Raw genomic sequence first — 15,133 nt, 5'->3', positions numbered from 1 at the left:
GTTCAATTCCTTCCAACGGCGCGGGTGAAGCCGACAAGACGCTCCACCAGCAGGACAATGGCAAGAGCGACGACGATCAGCGTCATCGCCAGCGCCGCCACCAGCGGATCGGTGCGGCTTTCCGCATAGCGGAACATCTCGACCGGCAGGGTGGTCAGACGGGGGCCGACGAGGAACAGGCTGATGACCGTCTCGTCGAAGGAGATCAGGAAGCACAGCGCCCCGGCCGCCAGCGCGCCGGGGGCGGCCAGCGGCAGGGTCACCCGCAGCGCCGCGCGGAAGCGGCTGGCGCCGAGCGTCCAGGCGGCTTCCTCCAGATCCTTCGGCACGGCGCCGAAGGCGGTGGTCATGATCCGCACCGCGAAGGGCACGGCGACCATGGCATGGGCCAGCAGCAGCCCCGGCCAGGTCGCCGCCAGCCGCGCCGGCTGCAGCGCCAGCAGCAAGGCGAGGCCGAGCACCAGCGTCGGCAGCAGCAGCGGCGCGGCGAGGAAGCCCGCCATCGCCGTGCGGCCGGGGAATTCCAGCCGCGCGATCGCATAGGCAGCCGGCATCCCCGCCGCCAAGGCCAGCGCGGCGACGCAGAGCGCCAGCAGCGCCGAATTGCGCAGCGCGGTCATCAGCTGCGCATTGTCCAGCAGCGCCACATACCAGCGCAGCGAGAACCCCGGCGGCGGGAAATTGAGAAAATCTCCCGCCGAGAAGGAGATGACGCAGACCAGCAGGGCCGGCGCCAGCAGCAGCGCATAGCCGCAGAAGGCGGCCGCGCGCAGGAACCAGCCGGGCCTCATCCCGCCACCTTGCGCGCGGTCAGCACGCCGCGCAGCACCATGGCGGCGATCAGCGTGCCCAGCAGCAGCATCGCCATGGCCGCCGCCGCCGGCCAGTCCACCGTCTCCAGCGCCAGGTCGAAGATCTCGGTGGCCACCACGAAGACCCGCCCGCCGCCCATCAGCCGCGGCGTGATGAAGGCGGAAACGCCCAGCACGAAGGCCAGCAGGAAGGCCGCCAGCAGCGCCGGGAAGGCGAGTGGCAGCGTTACCCGCAGGAAGGTGCGGCTGCGCGTGGCACCCAGCGTCGCCGCCGCTTCCTCCAGCCGCGAATCCAGCCGGCCGAGCCCGGCGATCAGCACCAGGCAGCAATAGGGCATCAGGCTTTCGGTCAGGCCGATGCGCACGCCGGTCAGGTTGTTGATGAGGCGCAGCGGGTCGCTGGTGATGCCGAGGCCGGTCAGCAGCGCGTTCACCATGCCCTGGTCGCCGAGGATCGCCATCCAGCCGACGATGCGCGCGGTGCCGGAGACCAGCAGCGGCGCCACCGCCATCAGCGCCATCAGCCCGCGCCAGCGCGGCGGGGCGTTGCGGATCAGCAGCGTCACCGGCAGGGCCAGCGCCACCGCCGCCGCGGCGCAGCCCGCCGAGAGCGTGATGGTGTTCCAGGCGAGGTCCCAGGTGAAGTCGTCGGTGACGATCCGGGCATAGGTGTCGAGGGTCCAGGCCTCCTCCATCGCGCCCATGTCGGTGGTGCGGTTGAAGCTGATTCGGGCCAGCAGAACCACTGGCCAGACGAAACCCACGCCCAGGATCAGCGCCGCCGGCAGGCACAACAGGAGGCCAATCATGCTGCGGACCTCAGGCGCCGGCGTGCCCTCCGGGCACTTGGCTCATCGCGCCGAAGGCGCGCCTTCGGCGCGACGCATAGGCGGCGGGCCGCATTCCGGGACCCCAAGCACGTTGCAGAGCAACGTGTTTGGGCACCCGTCGCGGCCTCGGCCGGCAGTGCCGGCCGCATATCGCAAAGACCGGTCATGCGGGGAACACCCGCAGATCGGCGGCGGCAAAGCCCAGGCGCACCTCCTGCCCCGGCTGCAGGGCGGCGCCGGGGGAACCGCCGGCGACCTCGGCCAGCAGATTGCCGGCCGCCGTCTCGCAATCCAGGGTGATGATGTCGCCGGTATAGACGCGGCGCAGCACCCGGCCCGGCAGCACATTCTCGGCCATCACATCCCCGGCCAATGGGCGGATGTGGTGCGGGCGGATGAAGATCTCGGCCTTGCCGGGGCGCGGCGTTTCGGCCGCCAGCAGCGTGGCGCCGCCGGCGCGCAGCATGCCCTCCCCCACCACCTCGGCGCCCAGGATCGCGGCGCGGCCGACGAAGGTGGCGACGAAGCGGGTGGCGGGACGCTCGAACACCTCCTCCGGCGTCGCCAGTTGCTCGATGCGGCCCTGGTTCATCACGGCGACGAGGTCCGCCATGGCGAGGGCCTCCGTCTGGTCATGGGTGACGAAGACGGTGGTGGTGCCGAGTCGCTGCTGCACGGCGCGGATTTCATCCCGCACCTCCTCCCGCAGCTTGGCGTCGAGCGCCGAGAGCGGTTCGTCCAGCAGCAGCAGGTCGGGCTGCGGCGCCAAAGCGCGGGCGAGTGCCACGCGCTGCTGCTGGCCGCCGGAGAGCTGGCGCGGCTTGCGCTGCGCCAGGGCCTCCAGCCCCACCAGTTCCAGCGCGCGCGCCACGCGCGGGCCACGCTCGGCCCTTGGCACGCCGCGCATCTCCAATCCGAAGGCGACATTGCGGGCCGCGGTCAGATGCGGGAACAGCGCATAGGACTGGAACACCACCCCCATATTGCGCCTGTGCGGCGGCAGCGCCGTCACGTCCCGCCCCGCGACCAGGATGCGGCCGCCATCCGGCGCCTCCAGCCCCGCAATCATGCGCAGCGTCGTGGTCTTGCCGCAGCCGGAGGGGCCGAGCAGCGCGAGCAGGGCGCCCTGCGGCAGGTCGAGCGAAATCCCATCCACCGCGGGTGTCGCGGTGCCGGGGAAGCGCCGTGTCAGGCGCTCCAGCCCCAAATGGCTCACAGGTGATGACTCACCGGCTGCTGGCGGCGATCACTTCACGACGCCAGCGCTGGTTCCAGCTATCCCGCAGCCGCACCATCTCGTTCCAGTCGAGCGGGATGACACGCTCGCGGAACTCCGGCGCCAGGGCGGTGCGGCCGAGGGCGGCGGCGGAGACCTGGGTGCGGGTATTGGTCGGGCCGTAGAACATGCGCTCAGTGAAGGCGGCCTGTGCCTCCGGCGACAGGGCATGGGCCATGAAGGCCAGCGCCTGGGCGCGGTTCTTGGAATTGGCGACCAGGTTGATGGTATTGATCTGGAACACCGTGCCCTCCGAGGGCAGCGTCACGCCTATGCGGCCCTGGGACTGGTCGCTGTAGAGCTGGGCGCGGGCGTTCCAGCCGGTGGCGAAGCGCACCTGGTCGTTCAGGATCAGGGTGTAGCCGTCCGGATTGGGGGTGAAGGTCTGCACGCTGGGGGCCAATTCCCGCAGCCGCGGCATGGCCGCGTTCAGGTTGCGCCAGTTGCCGCCATTGGCATGCGCCAGGATGGCCGTCAGCGCCAGGCCCTGGATGTTCGGCGGCGCCGACAGCGCGATGCGGCCGCGATGCTCCGGCGCCCACATGGCGGCGAGGCTGGTCGGCGCCGGCGTCACGGCGCGGCTGTCATAGACCATCACCAGGTGGTCATAGGTGACGGCCGGCCCGCATTCGCCGCCCGCCTGCCGCCCCTGTTCGCCCACATCGGCGATCACCGGCAGGGTGGTGGCGTCGATCTTCTCCACCAGCCCCTCGGCGCAGGCGATGGCGGCGGTGGTGACATCCATGATGACCACGTCGATCTGCGGATCGGCGCGCTGGGCGCGCAGCGTGCCGAGCATCGCCGCGCTGGTGCCGCCATCATGATACTGCACCGCCGTGCCGCGCGCGGCGGTGAAGGGCGCGACCACGGTCTCGGTGTAGTTGTCGCGGAAGATGCCGGCGTAGGCCTGGAGGGTCATGCGCCCGCCATCCTGGGCGGCGGCGATATCGGGCGCCGCCAGGGCCAGACTGGCGCAGGCGGCAAACAAGGTGCGGCGCATGGTTTTGAAGCCCCCGGGTCTGTTCTGGTGACAATCATGGCAAGCACCGCCACCCCTTGCCAAGCACCCCGATCACGACCAATTGAGGTCGTTGCGCTTCCGTCTGCCTATGGCGCGGTCAGAAAGGCGCGGATGCGGTCGGCCAGCGGTGCCATGCCGACCACGCCGTTCAGATGGCCAAGCGGCCCCGTCACCTCCAGCAGTTCCGCCGGCCGGCCGGCCCGTTGCAGGGTCGCCAGCAGCTCCCGGTTGTAGTCCAGCATGAAGACCCGGTCGGTGGGGCTGGCGATGACCAGCCAGCGCGCCTGGCTACGGCCCAGCGCCGCCTCCGTGCTGGGGTAGTCGTTCAGGAAAAGCTGGTTGGCGCGGGTCAGGTACAGGAAGTGGTTGGCATCCGAGGCGCGGGCGCGGGCCATCGCCGCCTCATCCAAGACCCGCTCCGCCTCGAACCGGTCGCCCAGGCGGCGGGCGGGGTCCTGGCCCTCCGGCACCGCGCGGCCGAAACGGGCCATGGCGGGGCGGTCCTGCGCATGGACGCTGACGATCTTGAGCGCCGCCGCCAGCCCGGCCAGCGGCGGCTCCCGCCCTGCCGCGTAGTAGTCGCCATTGCGCCAGTTGGGGTCGAGGCGGATCGGCGCCTCCCAGATATCCAGCCAGTTCAGCATCCAGGGATCGACGGCCCCGGTGCCGATCACCGGCATGACGCGGTCGATCATCTCCGGATAGGCGGCGGCCCATTCGATGGCTTGCAGCGCGCCCATGGAGGGGCCGGTGACCAGGGCCAGCCGCTTCACGCCCAGGCTGTCCAGCAGCCGCTTCTGCACCTCGATGAAGTCGCGCATGGAAACCACGGGGAAGTCCGTGCCCCAGTTCCGCCCGGTGGCCGGGTTCACCGAGACCGGGCCGGTGGTGACGGTGCGGCCATCCCGCACATTCAGGTTCACCAGCGTGTCGGAGGAGACGACGAAGAAGCGATCCGTGTCGATCGCCTTGCCCGGGCCGATGATGGCGTCCCAGTAGCCGGGCGGCTGGTCGGCGGCGTAGCGGCCGAAGGCGTGGCTGTTGCCGGAGAAGAAATGCGCCACCAGCACGGCATTGTCGCCCGCCGCGTTCAGCGTGCCGGCCGTCTGGTAGCCGATGCGGAGCCCGGGCAGGGTGGCGCCGGAGCGCAGCCGGTGCTCCCCGGCCTCGAAGATGCGCTTCTCGACGATGTCGGTCTGGGCCAGGCCGGGGACGGCCCGGCACAGGGTCACGGCCGCCAAAGCGGCGGCCAGCAGCAGGCGAAGGCGCATTCTTTTGTATCCCTCCCAGGAAACGGCGGGAGCCTGGGGCCGCGACCAGCCTCGGCGCAAGGCACCAGTTCGGGAGGGTCCGACAGCCCGTCTCGCCCGCCGTCGCGGGGCGCGCTAAACTCGCCGCCACAACTGCCAGCCAAGGTCCTCCCCACCATGAACCTCGCCAAGATCCCCACCGGCAAGGCGCCGCCGCATGACATCAATGTGGTGGTGGAAATCCCCCAGGGCAGCCAGGTGAAGTATGAGCTGGACAAGGACAGCGGCGCGGTGGTGGTGGACCGCTTCCTGTTCACGCCCATGGCCTATCCGGCCGCCTATGGCTTCATCCCGGGCACGCTGGCCGATGACGGCGACCCGGCCGATGTGCTGGTGCTGACCCCCGCCCCCGTGGTGCCCGGCTGCGTCATCCGGGCGCGGCCCATCGGCGTGCTGCACATGGAGGATGAGGCCGGGTCGGACGAGAAGCTGATCTGCGTGCCGCATGACAAGGTGCATCCGATGTATTCCGGCATCACCAGCGCCGAGGAACTGCCGCAGATCACCCGCGCCACCATCGAGCACTTCTTCGCCACCTATAAGGACCTCGAATCCGACAAGTGGGTGAAGGTTCGCGGCTGGGGCTCGGCCAATGAGGCGGCGGACATCATCATGGCCTCCATGGCCGCCTATGAAAAGACGGGCGAGAAGGACCCGGCCGAGTAACAACCGGCCCCAATCCCCCCTCCCCGGCCCGATTTTTCTTTCTGATTTTTCTTGGGCCGGCCTGACCGGCGGCGTGGACAGCGCGTCTCCTGACCTGCAAGCTTCCCCCGGCCCGCGGTGCGGGACGGCATCCGTGCGGCTCCCCCCGCGCCTGGAACCGGCCCGCCGAGGACCGGGGGACAGGAAAGAAAAAGCAGGGGGAGTTCGTCGCTTGATGACGCTCGCATTGTTGCTGATAATCGCACTGGGCACGCTGTCCATCGCCTATGGCGTGGTCACGGCGAAGGAGGTGCTGGCGCGGGACGCCGGCACCGCCCGCATGCAGGAAATCGCCAAGGCCATCCAGGAAGGCGCCAACGCCTATCTGAAGCGCCAATACATCACCATCGCCGTCGTCGGCGTGGTGCTGTTCTTCGTCATCCTCGCCGCCTTCGGCTTTGGCGGCCACGCCTTCGCGGTCGCCATCGGCTTCCTGATCGGGGCACTGCTGTCGGGGGCGGCCGGCTTCATCGGCATGAACGTCTCCGTCCGCGCCAATGTCCGCACCGCCCAGGCGGCGACGCAGTCGCTGGCCGCGGGGCTCGACCTCGCCTTCAAGTCGGGCGCCATCACCGGCATGCTGGTGGCCGGCCTCGCCTTGCTCGGCGTCGCGACCTATTTCCTGATCCTGGTGCCGATCGGCGGGTTTTCCGCGAACAGCCGGCTGGTGATCGATGCGCTGGTGGCGCTGGGCTTCGGCGCCTCGCTGATCTCCATCTTTGCCCGGCTGGGCGGCGGCATTTTTACAAAAGGCGCCGATGTGGGTGGCGACATGGTCGGCAAGGTCGAGGCCGGTATCCCGGAGGATGACCCCCGCAACCCGGCCACCATCGCGGACAATGTGGGCGACAATGTCGGCGACTGCGCCGGCATGGCGGCAGACCTATTCGAGACCTATGCCGTGACCATGGTGGCGACGATGGTGCTGGCCGCCATCTCCTTCACCGAGGAAGCGCGGATCGCCGGCATGCTGTTCCCGCTGGCCATCGGTGCCGTCTGCGTCGTGACCTCCATCGCCGGCACCTATTTCGTCAAACTGCCGGCCAGCAACAACATCATGCATGCGATGTATCGCGGCTTCATCGTCACGGGCGCGCTGTCCCTCGCGGTGCTGCTGCCGCTTTGCTACCTGGTCTTCGGCACCGGCACGATCGTGGCCGGCGGGCACACATTTGGTGCCTTCGCGCTGTTCCTGTGTGGCGCCGTGGGGCTCGCGGTGACGGCGGCCATCGTGGTGGTGACGGAATACTACACCGGCACCCAGTTCCGCCCGGTGCGCTCCATCGCGGAGGCTTCGCAGACGGGCCATGGCACCAATGTGATCCGTGGCCTGGCCGTGTCGATGGAAAGCACGGCGCTGCCGGCGCTGATCATCATCGCCGGCGTGCTGTCCTCCTATGGTCTCGCCGGGCTGTATGGCATCGCCATCGCCACCACCACGATGCTGGCGCTGGCCGGCATGGTGGTGGCGCTCGATGCCTTCGGCCCGGTGACGGACAATGCCGGCGGCATCGCGGAGATGGCGGGGCTTCCGGCGGAGGTCCGCGTTTCCACCGACGCGCTGGACGCGGTGGGCAACACGACCAAGGCGGTGACGAAGGGCTATGCCATCGGCTCCGCGGGCCTCGGCGCGCTGGTGCTGTTCGCGGCCTATACCCAGGACCTGAACCACTTCATCGCCAACCCCGAAACCTACCCCTATTTCGCCGGAATCGGCGTGCTGAACTTCAGCCTGTCGGACCCCTATGTCGTGGTCGGCCTGCTGTTCGGCGGGCTGCTGCCCTATCTGTTCGGCGGCATGTCGATGACCGCCGTGGGCCGCGCGGCGACCGCGGTGGTGGAGGAAGTGCGCCGCCAGTTCCGCGAGCATCCGGGCATCATGACCGGCGCCGAGAAGCCCGATTACGGCCGCGCGGTGGACATGCTGACCAAGGCGGCGATCCGGGAGATGATCATCCCCTCCCTGCTGCCGGTGCTGTCGCCGATCGTGGTGTTCTTCGTGATCCTGACCATCGGCGGCAAGGCGGCCGCCTTCTCCGCCGTCGGCGCCATGCTGCTCGGCGTGATCGTCACCGGCTTCTTCGTCGCGGTCAGCATGACCACCGGCGGCGGCGCCTGGGACAATGCCAAGAAGTACATTGAGGAGGGCCATTTTGGCGGCAAGGGGTCCGAGGCACACAAGGCCGCGGTCACCGGCGACACGGTGGGCGATCCCTACAAGGACACCTCCGGCCCGGCGGTGAACCCGATGATCAAGATCACCAATATCGTGGCCCTGCTGCTGCTGGCGGTGCTGGCACATAGCTGACTGACCGGTCGCCATCGCGGCCATGGCCGGGGTCCTCCCCGGCCATGGCGAAACCCCCGACCGGCATGGTCCGCCGGGGCATCCAGCCGCTGCCGGCCGGCATGGCGGAGAGCAGGTCCTTCTGCGCCTCCACGATCGCGACCCCGGCCAGCCTGGGGCAGATCTGCCGGCCCAGCCTTTCCCAGGGGCCGGCGGCCGGGCTGAACAGGCGGAGCCCGAAGGGCGGCAGGAACAGCGCCGCCTCCCGCCGCTCCGTCCGGAACAGGTGCCGCGCCAGAAGGCGGGAAAGCTGGCCGGCGGAATAGGGCTGGCCATGGCCGAAGGGCGTGCGCTCCATCTGCGCCCAGAGGCCGACGCGGTTCGGCGCCACCACGATCAGCCGCCCATCGTCGCGCAGCACGCGCCAGACCTCCCGCAGCAGGCGCCGGGCATTGTCCGCCTGTTCCAGGCCATGCACCAGCAGCACGCGGTCGAAGCTGGAATCGGCGAAGGGCAGCGCATCCTCCTCCGCCATCAGGGCGGCGGAGCGGCTTCCGGGGCCGGGTGGCGGAGACTGGGGCGGCCAGGGGGCCAGCGCGCCCTGTGCCGGGGTCATCGCGATGCAGCGCGCCGCCTCCCGCGCCCAGAGGCCGAGATAGGGCGCCGGATGGCCGATGCCGAGCACATCGAGCCCCGGCAGCGCCGGCCACAGCACCGCCAGCCGGTCCCGCACCAGCCGCGCCGCCACCGCACCACCCGGGCTGGCATAGAATCCCGGTAAACCATGGACCTCGATCGTCATGCCGGGGATATAGGGAGGAACGGTCCCGATTGGGACCGGCATCTGTCCCCGCTGGGGACCAGCACTTGTCAGGGAAGGGGCTCGGCATGTCGGTCAAGGTGGAGGCAGTGGCCTGCCTCGAGGACAATTACCTGTGGCTGCTGAAGGACGGGCCGACCGGCGCGGTCGCCATCTGCGACCCCGGCGAGGCCGGCCCCGCCATCGCGGCGGTGGAGGCGGCGGGCGGCAAGCTCGATCTCATCCTGCTGACCCACCATCACGGCGACCACATCAATGGCGTGGCGGAGCTTCACGCCCGCTTCCCGGAAGCGCGCATCGTCGGCGGCAAGCCGGATGCGCACAGGCTGCCGAAGCTCGACCTGGCGGTGGATGAGGGCGACGTGGTGAAGTTCGGCGCGGCGGAGGCGAAGGTCATGCACCTGCCCGGCCATACCACCGGCCATATCGCCTTCCACTTCGCCGCCGACCATATTCTGCTGTGCGGCGACGTGGTCTTCGCGCTCGGCTGCGGACGGCCGCTGGAGGAAGGCGGCATGGAGGCGCTGTACAAGTCCTTCCGCCGCCTGGCCAAGCTGCCGCCGGAGACGCGCTTCTGCTGCGGTCATGAATATACCGAGGCGAATGCCCGATTCGCCCTGAGCATCGACTCCGAGAACAAGGCGCTGCGGGCGGAGGCGGAGGCCGCCGGCGCGTTGCGCGCGGCGGGCCGCCCCACCGTGCCGACGACGCTGGCGCAGGAACTGGCGGCCAACCCCTATTTCCGCGCCCGCGACCTGGCGGAATTCACCGCGCGGCGGGAGGCGAAGAACCACTTCCGGGGATAGGTCGCGCCAAGCTTTCATTTCCCCCCGGCACGGATGCCTGCGATGCTGCGGCGCACACGCGCTTCGCCGCGGCGCCTTGCCGCGGCCAGATCGGGAAACGCCTCATGAAACTGCACCACGCCCATGCCAGCCCCTTCGCGCGCAAGGTCATGGCCTGCGCCATCCTGCGCGGCATCGAGGGGCGGATCGAGATCATCGTCACCGATCCGCATGCCTCTCCGGCCGAGCTGCTGCAGGACAATCCGCTGTCGAAGGTGCCGACGCTGGTGGCCGATGACGGCCGGCCGATCTTCGACAGCCGGGTGATCTGCGAATATCTGGATACGGTGGGGGAGGCCGTGCCGCTGTTCCCGCCGACCGGCAGCCTCGCCCGGCTGGCCGCCCAGATCCGCCATGCTTTGGCGGATGGCATCATGGATGCGGCGGTGGCGCGGCGGATGCGCTTCGGCAAGCCGATGGACGACACCCGCCTCGCCTATGTCGCCCGTCAGAAGGCGGCGGTGGAACGTGGCCTGGCGGCGATGGAGGCCGATCCGCCGCAGGGCCTGTCGGATATCGGCGCCGTCGCGACCGCCTGCGCCCTCGGCTACCTGGATTTCCGCTTCGCCGATGAGCCCTGGCGCGCCGGGCATCCGCGGCTGGCCGACTGGTTCGCCGAGGTCTCGCGCCTGCCGGCTTTGGCCCGCACCGCGCCGCCCGGCTGAACCATGGACCTGACCGATCCCAGGCTGACGGCAGCAGAGGTGGTGGCGGCGCTCGGCCTCGCCCCGCATCCGGAAGGCGGGCACTACCGCGAGGTCTGGCGCGATGCGCCGGAGGGCGGCGGGCGCGGTGCCGGCACGGCGATCCATTTCCTGCTGGAGGCCGGGCAGCGCAGCCATTGGCACCGGGTGGATGCCGCCGAATGCTGGTTCTGGCAGGGCGGCGGGCCGCTGATTCTGGCCCTGTCGCGGGATGGCGGGCAGGTGGATGCCGAAATCCTGCTCGGCCCCGGCATCGGCGCGGGGGCGGCGCTGATGGGCGTGGTGCCCAAGGGCTGGTGGCAGGCGGCCTGGCCGGTGGCGGATCGCTGGAGCCTGGTCTCCTGCACCGTCTCCCCGGCCTTCCACTTCGCCGGATTCGAGCTGGCGCCGCCGGGCTGGGCGCCGGGCGCATGAGCACCTCGATCGCCTGGGACGAGCGCTATGCCGGCGGCGACTTCCAGTTCGGGCAGGCGCCGAACCGCTACCTGGAAAGCCTCACCCCCTGGCTGCGGCCGGGGATGCGGGCGCTGGCGCTGGGCGATGGGGAGGGGCGGAACGGCGCCTGGCTGGCGGGGCAGGGGCTGGCGGTGACCTCGCTGGACTGGTCGCCGGTCGCCTCCGCCAAGGCCGCCGCGCTGGCAGCGGCGCGCGGGGTTGCGATGGCGACCGTCACCGCCGATGCCGCCGCCTGGACCTATCCCGAAGCCGGTTTCGACCTCGTCGCCTGGATCTTCCTGCACCTGCCGCCCGAGGATCGCGCCGCCGCCGCGGCCGGGGCGCTGCGCAGCCTGGCGCCGGGCGGGCTGCTGGCGCTGGAGTGCTTCTCCCCCGCGCAGCAGGGCCGCCGCAGCGGCGGGCCGAAAATGCCGGAGCTGCTCTGGACCCGTGCGATCGTGGAACAGGCCTTCGGCGGGCTGGAGGTGCTGGAACTGCTGGAAGGCACCGTCCATCTGGACGAAGGCCCGCGCCACCAGGGCCATGCGGAGGTGGTGCGGGCGCTGCTGCGGAAGCCGGCCGCGGCCTGATCTGGGTCAGACGCGCCGCGACAATGGGCCTGCCTCATAGGGCAGACCGGTCGAACGACCGGTCTGAGCGGCCGAATGGCCGCCGCCGCTCATGCGTCGCGCCAAGGGCGCGCCTTCGGCGTGATGAGCCAAGCCCGCGAAGCGGGCGCCCGGCGACTGAGGGTCGCATGAGCAGGCTCAGCCTGCGACCGGCAGGCCCTTGCTGGTCGAATACTCGAAATGCAGCGCCTCTCCCGGGAAGACCCGGGGGTGGATCGCATGCGCCGCCATCGCAGCCTCGGAAAAACCCTGCAGGATCAGCTTGAGCTTGCCGGGATAGGTGGCGATGTCGCCGATGGCATGCACGCCGGGGATATTGGTGGCGCAGGTCGCAGGCTCCACCGTGATGTGGCTGCGGTCGAGGTCGAGGCCCCAATCGGCGATCGGGCCGAGTTCCATCGACAGGCCGAAGAAGGCCAGCAGATGGTCCGCCGGCACCGTCTTCACCTCCCCCTTCAGGGTCGCCAGCGACACGCCGGTCAGCACGCCGCCCTCTCCTTCCAGGCCATGGAGCTGGTAGGGGATGGCCATCTCGATCTCGCCGCGATCCGCCGCCTGCTTCAACTGCGCGGCGCTTTCGGGCGCGCAGCGGAACTTGTCGCGGCGATGCACCACCGTCACCTGGGCGGCCACCTGCTTGAGGCTCAGCGCCCAGTCCACCGCCGAATCGCCGCCGCCGGCGATGACCACGCGCTTGCCCCGGAACTCCTCCCGCTTGCTGACCAGGTAGCGCACGGCGCCGCTGGCCTCGAATTCCGGCAGGCGTTCCAGCGGCGGGCGATTCGGGCCGAAGGCGCCGGCGCCGGCGGCCAGGATGACGGCGCGGCAGGTGATGCTGTCGCCCTCGCTGGTGGTCAGCACCAGCTTCTCACCCGCCTGCCGCAGGGATTCGACGCGGCGGCCGAGCATCATCAGCGGGTCGAAGGGCGCGCATTGCTTGTGCAGCGCCGCGATCAGGTCGGCGCCGGCAATCTCCGGATAAGCGGGGATGTCGAAGATCGGCTTTTCGGGATAGAGCGCGCTGCACTGGCCGCCGATCTCGGACAGTGCATCGATCACCACCGTTTTCATCCGCAGCATGCCGCATTCGAACACGGCGAAGAGCCCGACCGGACCCGCGCCGATGATCGCCACATCCGTCTCGACAACCGCCGACATCCTGCCCTCATCTTCCAGATCGGCAGGGTGCTTGGACCATGGCGCCGGCCGGATCAAGGCCAGGGGGCCAAGGCCGCGCCTTGTGCGGCGCGGCAGCGGCGAGGCAAATAGCGCCCGCGCATGACCCTGACCCTCCCCCTGGATGATGAGGCCGCGACCGTGGCGCTGGCGGCGAAGCTGGCGAAGCGCGCGCGGCCGGGCGATGCGATCCTGCTGGAAGGGCCGCTCGGCGCCGGCAAATCGGCGCTGGCCCGTGCCTTCCTGCGCGCGGCCTGCGGCGATCCGGGGCTGGAAGTGCCCTCCCCCACCTTCACCTTGGTGCAGTCCTACGACCTGCCCGCCGGCCCGGCCTTCCATTTCGACCTCTGGCGGCTGGATGGCCCGGCCGGGCTGGACGAGTTGGGGTGGGAGGAGGCGCGGGAGGGGATCTGCCTGATCGAATGGCCCGACCGGCTCGGCGCGCTGCGGCCGGCGGATGCGCTGGCCATCACCCTGGCGCCCGGCGCCACCGAATTTTCGCGTGTCGCGACACTGACCGGCTGGGACGGCCGGCTTGAAGGATTGGCGGCATGAAGGCCGAAGCGGTGGCATTCCTGACGGAGCATGGCTTCGTCCAGGCCGAACGGCAGCCCCTGCCGGCCGATGCCTCCTTCCGCCGCTACACGCGGCTGGTCGGCGGCCCGCGCCCGGCCTTGCTGATGGAGGCGCCGCCGCCGCAGGAGGATCTGGGCCCCTACCTCCACATCGCCGTGCACCTCGCCACCGCCGGGCTCTCGGCGCCGGAGGTGCTGGCCGCCGATCCGCATCAGGGCTTTGGCCTGATCGAGGATTTCGGGACGGAGACGGTGGCCCAGCGGCTCGATGCCGGCGAGGATCCGGCGCCGCACTACCTGGCCGCCACCGCCGCCCTCGCCCGACTGCATGCGGTGCCGCCGCCCGACGGCCTGCCGGACTGGGGCGCGGTGCGCATGGCGGACACCGCCGCGGCCACCTTCCTGGAATGGTGGTGGCCGGAGGCGCTGGGTGAGGCGCCGACCGAGGCCATCGGCGTTCAATTCGGTGAGGCGATCCACGCCATGCTGGCGCCCTTCGCCGCCGCCGGCTTCGTCCATCGTGACTATTTCCCGGCCAACCTGATGCCGCTGCCGGATCGCGCCTCGCCCGCCGATGTCGGGCTGCTGGATTTCCAGGACGCGGCGCTGGGCCACCCGGCCTATGACCTGGTCTCCCTGGTCGAGGATGCGCGGCGGGATGTGGACCCGGCGCTGCGGGAGGCCTGCATCGCGCATTACCTGGCCCTGCGGCCGGATCTGGACGCGGCGGATTTCCGCGCCGCCATGGCCGCCCATGCGGCGCAGCGCCATCTGCGCGTCGCCTGCCTCTGGGTGCGACTGGCGCGGCGGGACGGCAAGCGGCATTACCTGCGCCACGGCCCGCGCTGCTGGGCGCTGCTCGGCCAGGCGCTGGCGCATCCGGCGGCGGCGCCGCTGGCGGATTTTCTCGACACGCATGTTCCCCCGGCGCTGCGGCGCAATCCGGCGGGGCTGGAGACGGACGCGGCATGATCACCCTGACCCATGGCATGGTGCTCGCCGCCGGCCTCGGCACGCGGATGCGGCCGCTGACCGACGACCGGCCGAAGCCCTTGCTGGAGCTGGACGGCAAATCCCTGCTGCACCACGCGCTGGACCGGCTGCGCGATGCCGGCGTCGCGCATCACGTGGTGAACGCCCATTGGTTCGCCGACCAGGTGGCCGCGGCCGTGGACAGCCACGACGCCCCCGGCCGCGTGGTGGTGCGGGAGGAGGTGCTGCTGGAAACCGGAGGCGGCGTGGTGAACGCCCTGCCGCAACTCGGAGAAGGCCCCTTCGCCGTGGTCAATGGCGACGCCTTCTGGCTGGACGGCCCGACGCCGGCGCTGGACCGGCTGGCGGCGCGCTTCGACCCGGCGGAGATGGACGGCCTGCTGCTGCTGGTGCGCACCGCCCAGGTGGATGGGGAGGCCGGGCGCGGCGACTTCTTCATCGACCCTATGGGCCGCATGCGCCGGCCGAAGGAGCGGGAGATTTCCCCCTACATGTTCGGCGGCGTGCAGATTCTCTCGCCCGCCCTGTTCCAGGACGTGCCGGAAGGCCCCTTCAGCCTGAACCTGCTCTATGACCGCGCCATCGAGAACGGCCGGCTGTTCGGCCTGGTGCATGACGGCGCCTGGTTTCATCTTTCGACGCCGCGTGACCTGGAACGCGCGGAGACGATGCTGCGGGCGGGGATGCTGACCGCACTGTTCTGAAAGACGCCGGG

The 15,133-nt window shown here is 70.5% G+C and carries 16 protein-coding genes; 9 read left to right on the top strand and 7 right to left on the bottom strand.

The window, feature by feature from the left end; genetic code table 11:
• Window positions 1–2: 2 nt before the first annotated feature.
• From JJQ90_RS21155 to JJQ90_RS21135, 5 genes are all read right to left on the bottom strand, one after another.
• Window positions 3–791 (bottom strand): ABC transporter permease, encoded by a 789-nt coding sequence (locus JJQ90_RS21155; RefSeq protein ID WP_216878262.1) that lies wholly within the window; start codon window positions 789–791, stop codon window positions 3–5.
• On the bottom strand, window positions 788–1,621 hold the full coding sequence (locus tag JJQ90_RS21150) for an ABC transporter permease (RefSeq protein ID WP_216878261.1): 834 nt from the start codon (window positions 1,619–1,621) through the stop codon (window positions 788–790). The genes JJQ90_RS21155 and JJQ90_RS21150 overlap by 4 nt, the downstream gene beginning before the upstream one ends.
• Before the next feature lie 184 nt (window positions 1,622–1,805).
• A complete protein-coding gene (locus JJQ90_RS21145) occupies window positions 1,806–2,858 on the bottom strand; it encodes an ABC transporter ATP-binding protein (protein ID WP_216878260.1) in 1,053 nt (350 codons plus the stop codon).
• 10 nt (window positions 2,859–2,868) lie between these two features.
• Window positions 2,869–3,918, bottom strand: coding sequence for an ABC transporter substrate-binding protein (locus JJQ90_RS21140; protein ID WP_216878259.1), 1,050 nt, complete (start codon window positions 3,916–3,918; stop codon window positions 2,869–2,871).
• Between the two features lie 107 nt (window positions 3,919–4,025).
• The gene (locus JJQ90_RS21135; protein ID WP_216878258.1) at window positions 4,026–5,210 is read right to left on the bottom strand and encodes an E22 family MetX-like putative esterase; all 1,185 of its coding nucleotides are present in this window, start codon (window positions 5,208–5,210) and stop codon (window positions 4,026–4,028) included.
• A gap of 156 nt (window positions 5,211–5,366) precedes the next feature.
• Here JJQ90_RS21135 and ppa point away from each other — a divergent pair, with 156 nt between their 5' ends.
• Entirely contained in the window at window positions 5,367–5,915 is a 549-nt protein-coding gene (ppa, locus tag JJQ90_RS21130; RefSeq protein WP_216878257.1) for an inorganic diphosphatase, read from the top strand.
• A gap of 214 nt (window positions 5,916–6,129) precedes the next feature.
• The gene (locus tag JJQ90_RS21125) at window positions 6,130–8,262 is read left to right on the top strand and encodes a sodium-translocating pyrophosphatase (protein WP_216878256.1); all 2,133 of its coding nucleotides are present in this window, start codon (window positions 6,130–6,132) and stop codon (window positions 8,260–8,262) included.
• Here JJQ90_RS21125 and JJQ90_RS21120 read toward each other — a convergent pair.
• Window positions 8,213–9,043, bottom strand: a complete 831-nt coding sequence (locus tag JJQ90_RS21120; protein ID WP_216878255.1) for a class I SAM-dependent methyltransferase — start codon at window positions 9,041–9,043, stop codon at window positions 8,213–8,215. The genes JJQ90_RS21125 and JJQ90_RS21120 overlap by 50 nt on opposite strands.
• Window positions 9,044–9,129: 86 nt before the next feature.
• Here JJQ90_RS21120 and gloB point away from each other — a divergent pair, with 86 nt between their 5' ends.
• The 4 genes from gloB (at window position 9,130) to JJQ90_RS21100 (ending at window position 11,635) form a co-directional block, all read left to right on the top strand.
• A complete protein-coding gene (gene gloB, locus JJQ90_RS21115) occupies window positions 9,130–9,867 on the top strand; it encodes a hydroxyacylglutathione hydrolase (protein ID WP_216878254.1) in 738 nt (245 codons plus the stop codon).
• Between the two features lie 104 nt (window positions 9,868–9,971).
• Complete coding sequence (locus tag JJQ90_RS21110) at window positions 9,972–10,571, top strand: glutathione S-transferase N-terminal domain-containing protein (RefSeq protein ID WP_216878253.1); 600 nt, start codon at window positions 9,972–9,974, stop codon at window positions 10,569–10,571.
• A gap of 3 nt (window positions 10,572–10,574) precedes the next feature.
• Window positions 10,575–11,024: a cupin domain-containing protein gene (locus JJQ90_RS21105; protein WP_216878252.1), complete on the top strand. Its 450-nt coding sequence runs from the start codon at window positions 10,575–10,577 to the stop codon at window positions 11,022–11,024.
• Window positions 11,021–11,635, top strand: a complete 615-nt coding sequence (locus tag JJQ90_RS21100) for a methyltransferase domain-containing protein (RefSeq protein WP_216878251.1) — start codon at window positions 11,021–11,023, stop codon at window positions 11,633–11,635. The genes JJQ90_RS21105 and JJQ90_RS21100 overlap by 4 nt, the downstream gene beginning before the upstream one ends.
• 177 nt (window positions 11,636–11,812) lie before the next feature.
• On the opposite strand, the gene JJQ90_RS21095 is transcribed toward JJQ90_RS21100, so the two are convergent.
• Window positions 11,813–12,832 (bottom strand): NAD(P)/FAD-dependent oxidoreductase, encoded by a 1,020-nt coding sequence (locus JJQ90_RS21095; protein ID WP_216878250.1) that lies wholly within the window; start codon window positions 12,830–12,832, stop codon window positions 11,813–11,815.
• Between the two features lie 120 nt (window positions 12,833–12,952).
• Between JJQ90_RS21095 and tsaE the strand changes: the two genes are divergently transcribed.
• Genes tsaE through JJQ90_RS21080 form a run of 3 tightly spaced genes read left to right on the top strand, consistent with a single transcriptional unit; the run spans window position 12,953 to window position 15,122 of the window.
• On the top strand, window positions 12,953–13,405 hold the full coding sequence (tsaE, locus tag JJQ90_RS21090; protein ID WP_216878249.1) for a tRNA (adenosine(37)-N6)-threonylcarbamoyltransferase complex ATPase subunit type 1 TsaE: 453 nt from the start codon (window positions 12,953–12,955) through the stop codon (window positions 13,403–13,405).
• Window positions 13,402–14,397 carry an aminoglycoside phosphotransferase family protein gene (locus tag JJQ90_RS21085; protein ID WP_216878248.1) on the top strand — a complete coding sequence of 332 codons (996 nt, stop codon included), beginning with the start codon at window positions 13,402–13,404 and terminating at the stop codon, window positions 14,395–14,397. Before tsaE ends, JJQ90_RS21085 begins: the two co-directional genes overlap by 4 nt.
• Window positions 14,394–15,122: a nucleotidyltransferase family protein gene (locus tag JJQ90_RS21080; RefSeq protein WP_216878247.1), complete on the top strand. Its 729-nt coding sequence runs from the start codon at window positions 14,394–14,396 to the stop codon at window positions 15,120–15,122. Before JJQ90_RS21085 ends, JJQ90_RS21080 begins: the two co-directional genes overlap by 4 nt.
• Window positions 15,123–15,133 lie beyond the last annotated feature (11 nt).

The sequence above is a fragment of the Falsiroseomonas oleicola genome, from assembly GCF_019029495.1.
Taxonomy (GTDB): domain Bacteria; phylum Pseudomonadota; class Alphaproteobacteria; order Acetobacterales; family Acetobacteraceae; genus Falsiroseomonas; species Falsiroseomonas oleicola.
This window is presented reverse-complemented; position numbering and strand designations above follow the sequence as displayed.

Bases quoted from the DNA above. Each gene is read 5' to 3' on its own strand.
- JJQ90_RS21155 (WP_216878262.1), bottom strand. From the start codon at position 791: ATGAGGCCCGGCTGGTTCCTGCGCGCGGCCGCCTTCTGCGGCTATGCG.
- JJQ90_RS21150 (WP_216878261.1), bottom strand. From the start codon at position 1,621: ATGATTGGCCTCCTGTTGTGCCTGCCGGCGGCGCTGATCCTGGGCGTG.
- JJQ90_RS21140 (WP_216878259.1), bottom strand. From the start codon at position 3,918: ATGCGCCGCACCTTGTTTGCCGCCTGCGCCAGTCTGGCCCTGGCGGCG.
- JJQ90_RS21135 (WP_216878258.1), bottom strand. From the start codon at position 5,210: ATGCGCCTTCGCCTGCTGCTGGCCGCCGCTTTGGCGGCCGTGACCCTG.
- ppa (WP_216878257.1), top strand. From the start codon at position 5,367: ATGAACCTCGCCAAGATCCCCACCGGCAAGGCGCCGCCGCATGACATC.
- JJQ90_RS21125 (WP_216878256.1), top strand. From the start codon at position 6,130: ATGACGCTCGCATTGTTGCTGATAATCGCACTGGGCACGCTGTCCATC.
- JJQ90_RS21120 (WP_216878255.1), bottom strand. From the start codon at position 9,043: ATGACGATCGAGGTCCATGGTTTACCGGGATTCTATGCCAGCCCGGGT.
- gloB (WP_216878254.1), top strand. From the start codon at position 9,130: ATGTCGGTCAAGGTGGAGGCAGTGGCCTGCCTCGAGGACAATTACCTG.
- JJQ90_RS21110 (WP_216878253.1), top strand. From the start codon at position 9,972: ATGAAACTGCACCACGCCCATGCCAGCCCCTTCGCGCGCAAGGTCATG.
- JJQ90_RS21105 (WP_216878252.1), top strand. From the start codon at position 10,575: ATGGACCTGACCGATCCCAGGCTGACGGCAGCAGAGGTGGTGGCGGCG.
- JJQ90_RS21100 (WP_216878251.1), top strand. From the start codon at position 11,021: ATGAGCACCTCGATCGCCTGGGACGAGCGCTATGCCGGCGGCGACTTC.
- JJQ90_RS21095 (WP_216878250.1), bottom strand. From the start codon at position 12,832: ATGTCGGCGGTTGTCGAGACGGATGTGGCGATCATCGGCGCGGGTCCG.
- tsaE (WP_216878249.1), top strand. From the start codon at position 12,953: ATGACCCTGACCCTCCCCCTGGATGATGAGGCCGCGACCGTGGCGCTG.
- JJQ90_RS21085 (WP_216878248.1), top strand. From the start codon at position 13,402: ATGAAGGCCGAAGCGGTGGCATTCCTGACGGAGCATGGCTTCGTCCAG.
- JJQ90_RS21080 (WP_216878247.1), top strand. From the start codon at position 14,394: ATGATCACCCTGACCCATGGCATGGTGCTCGCCGCCGGCCTCGGCACG.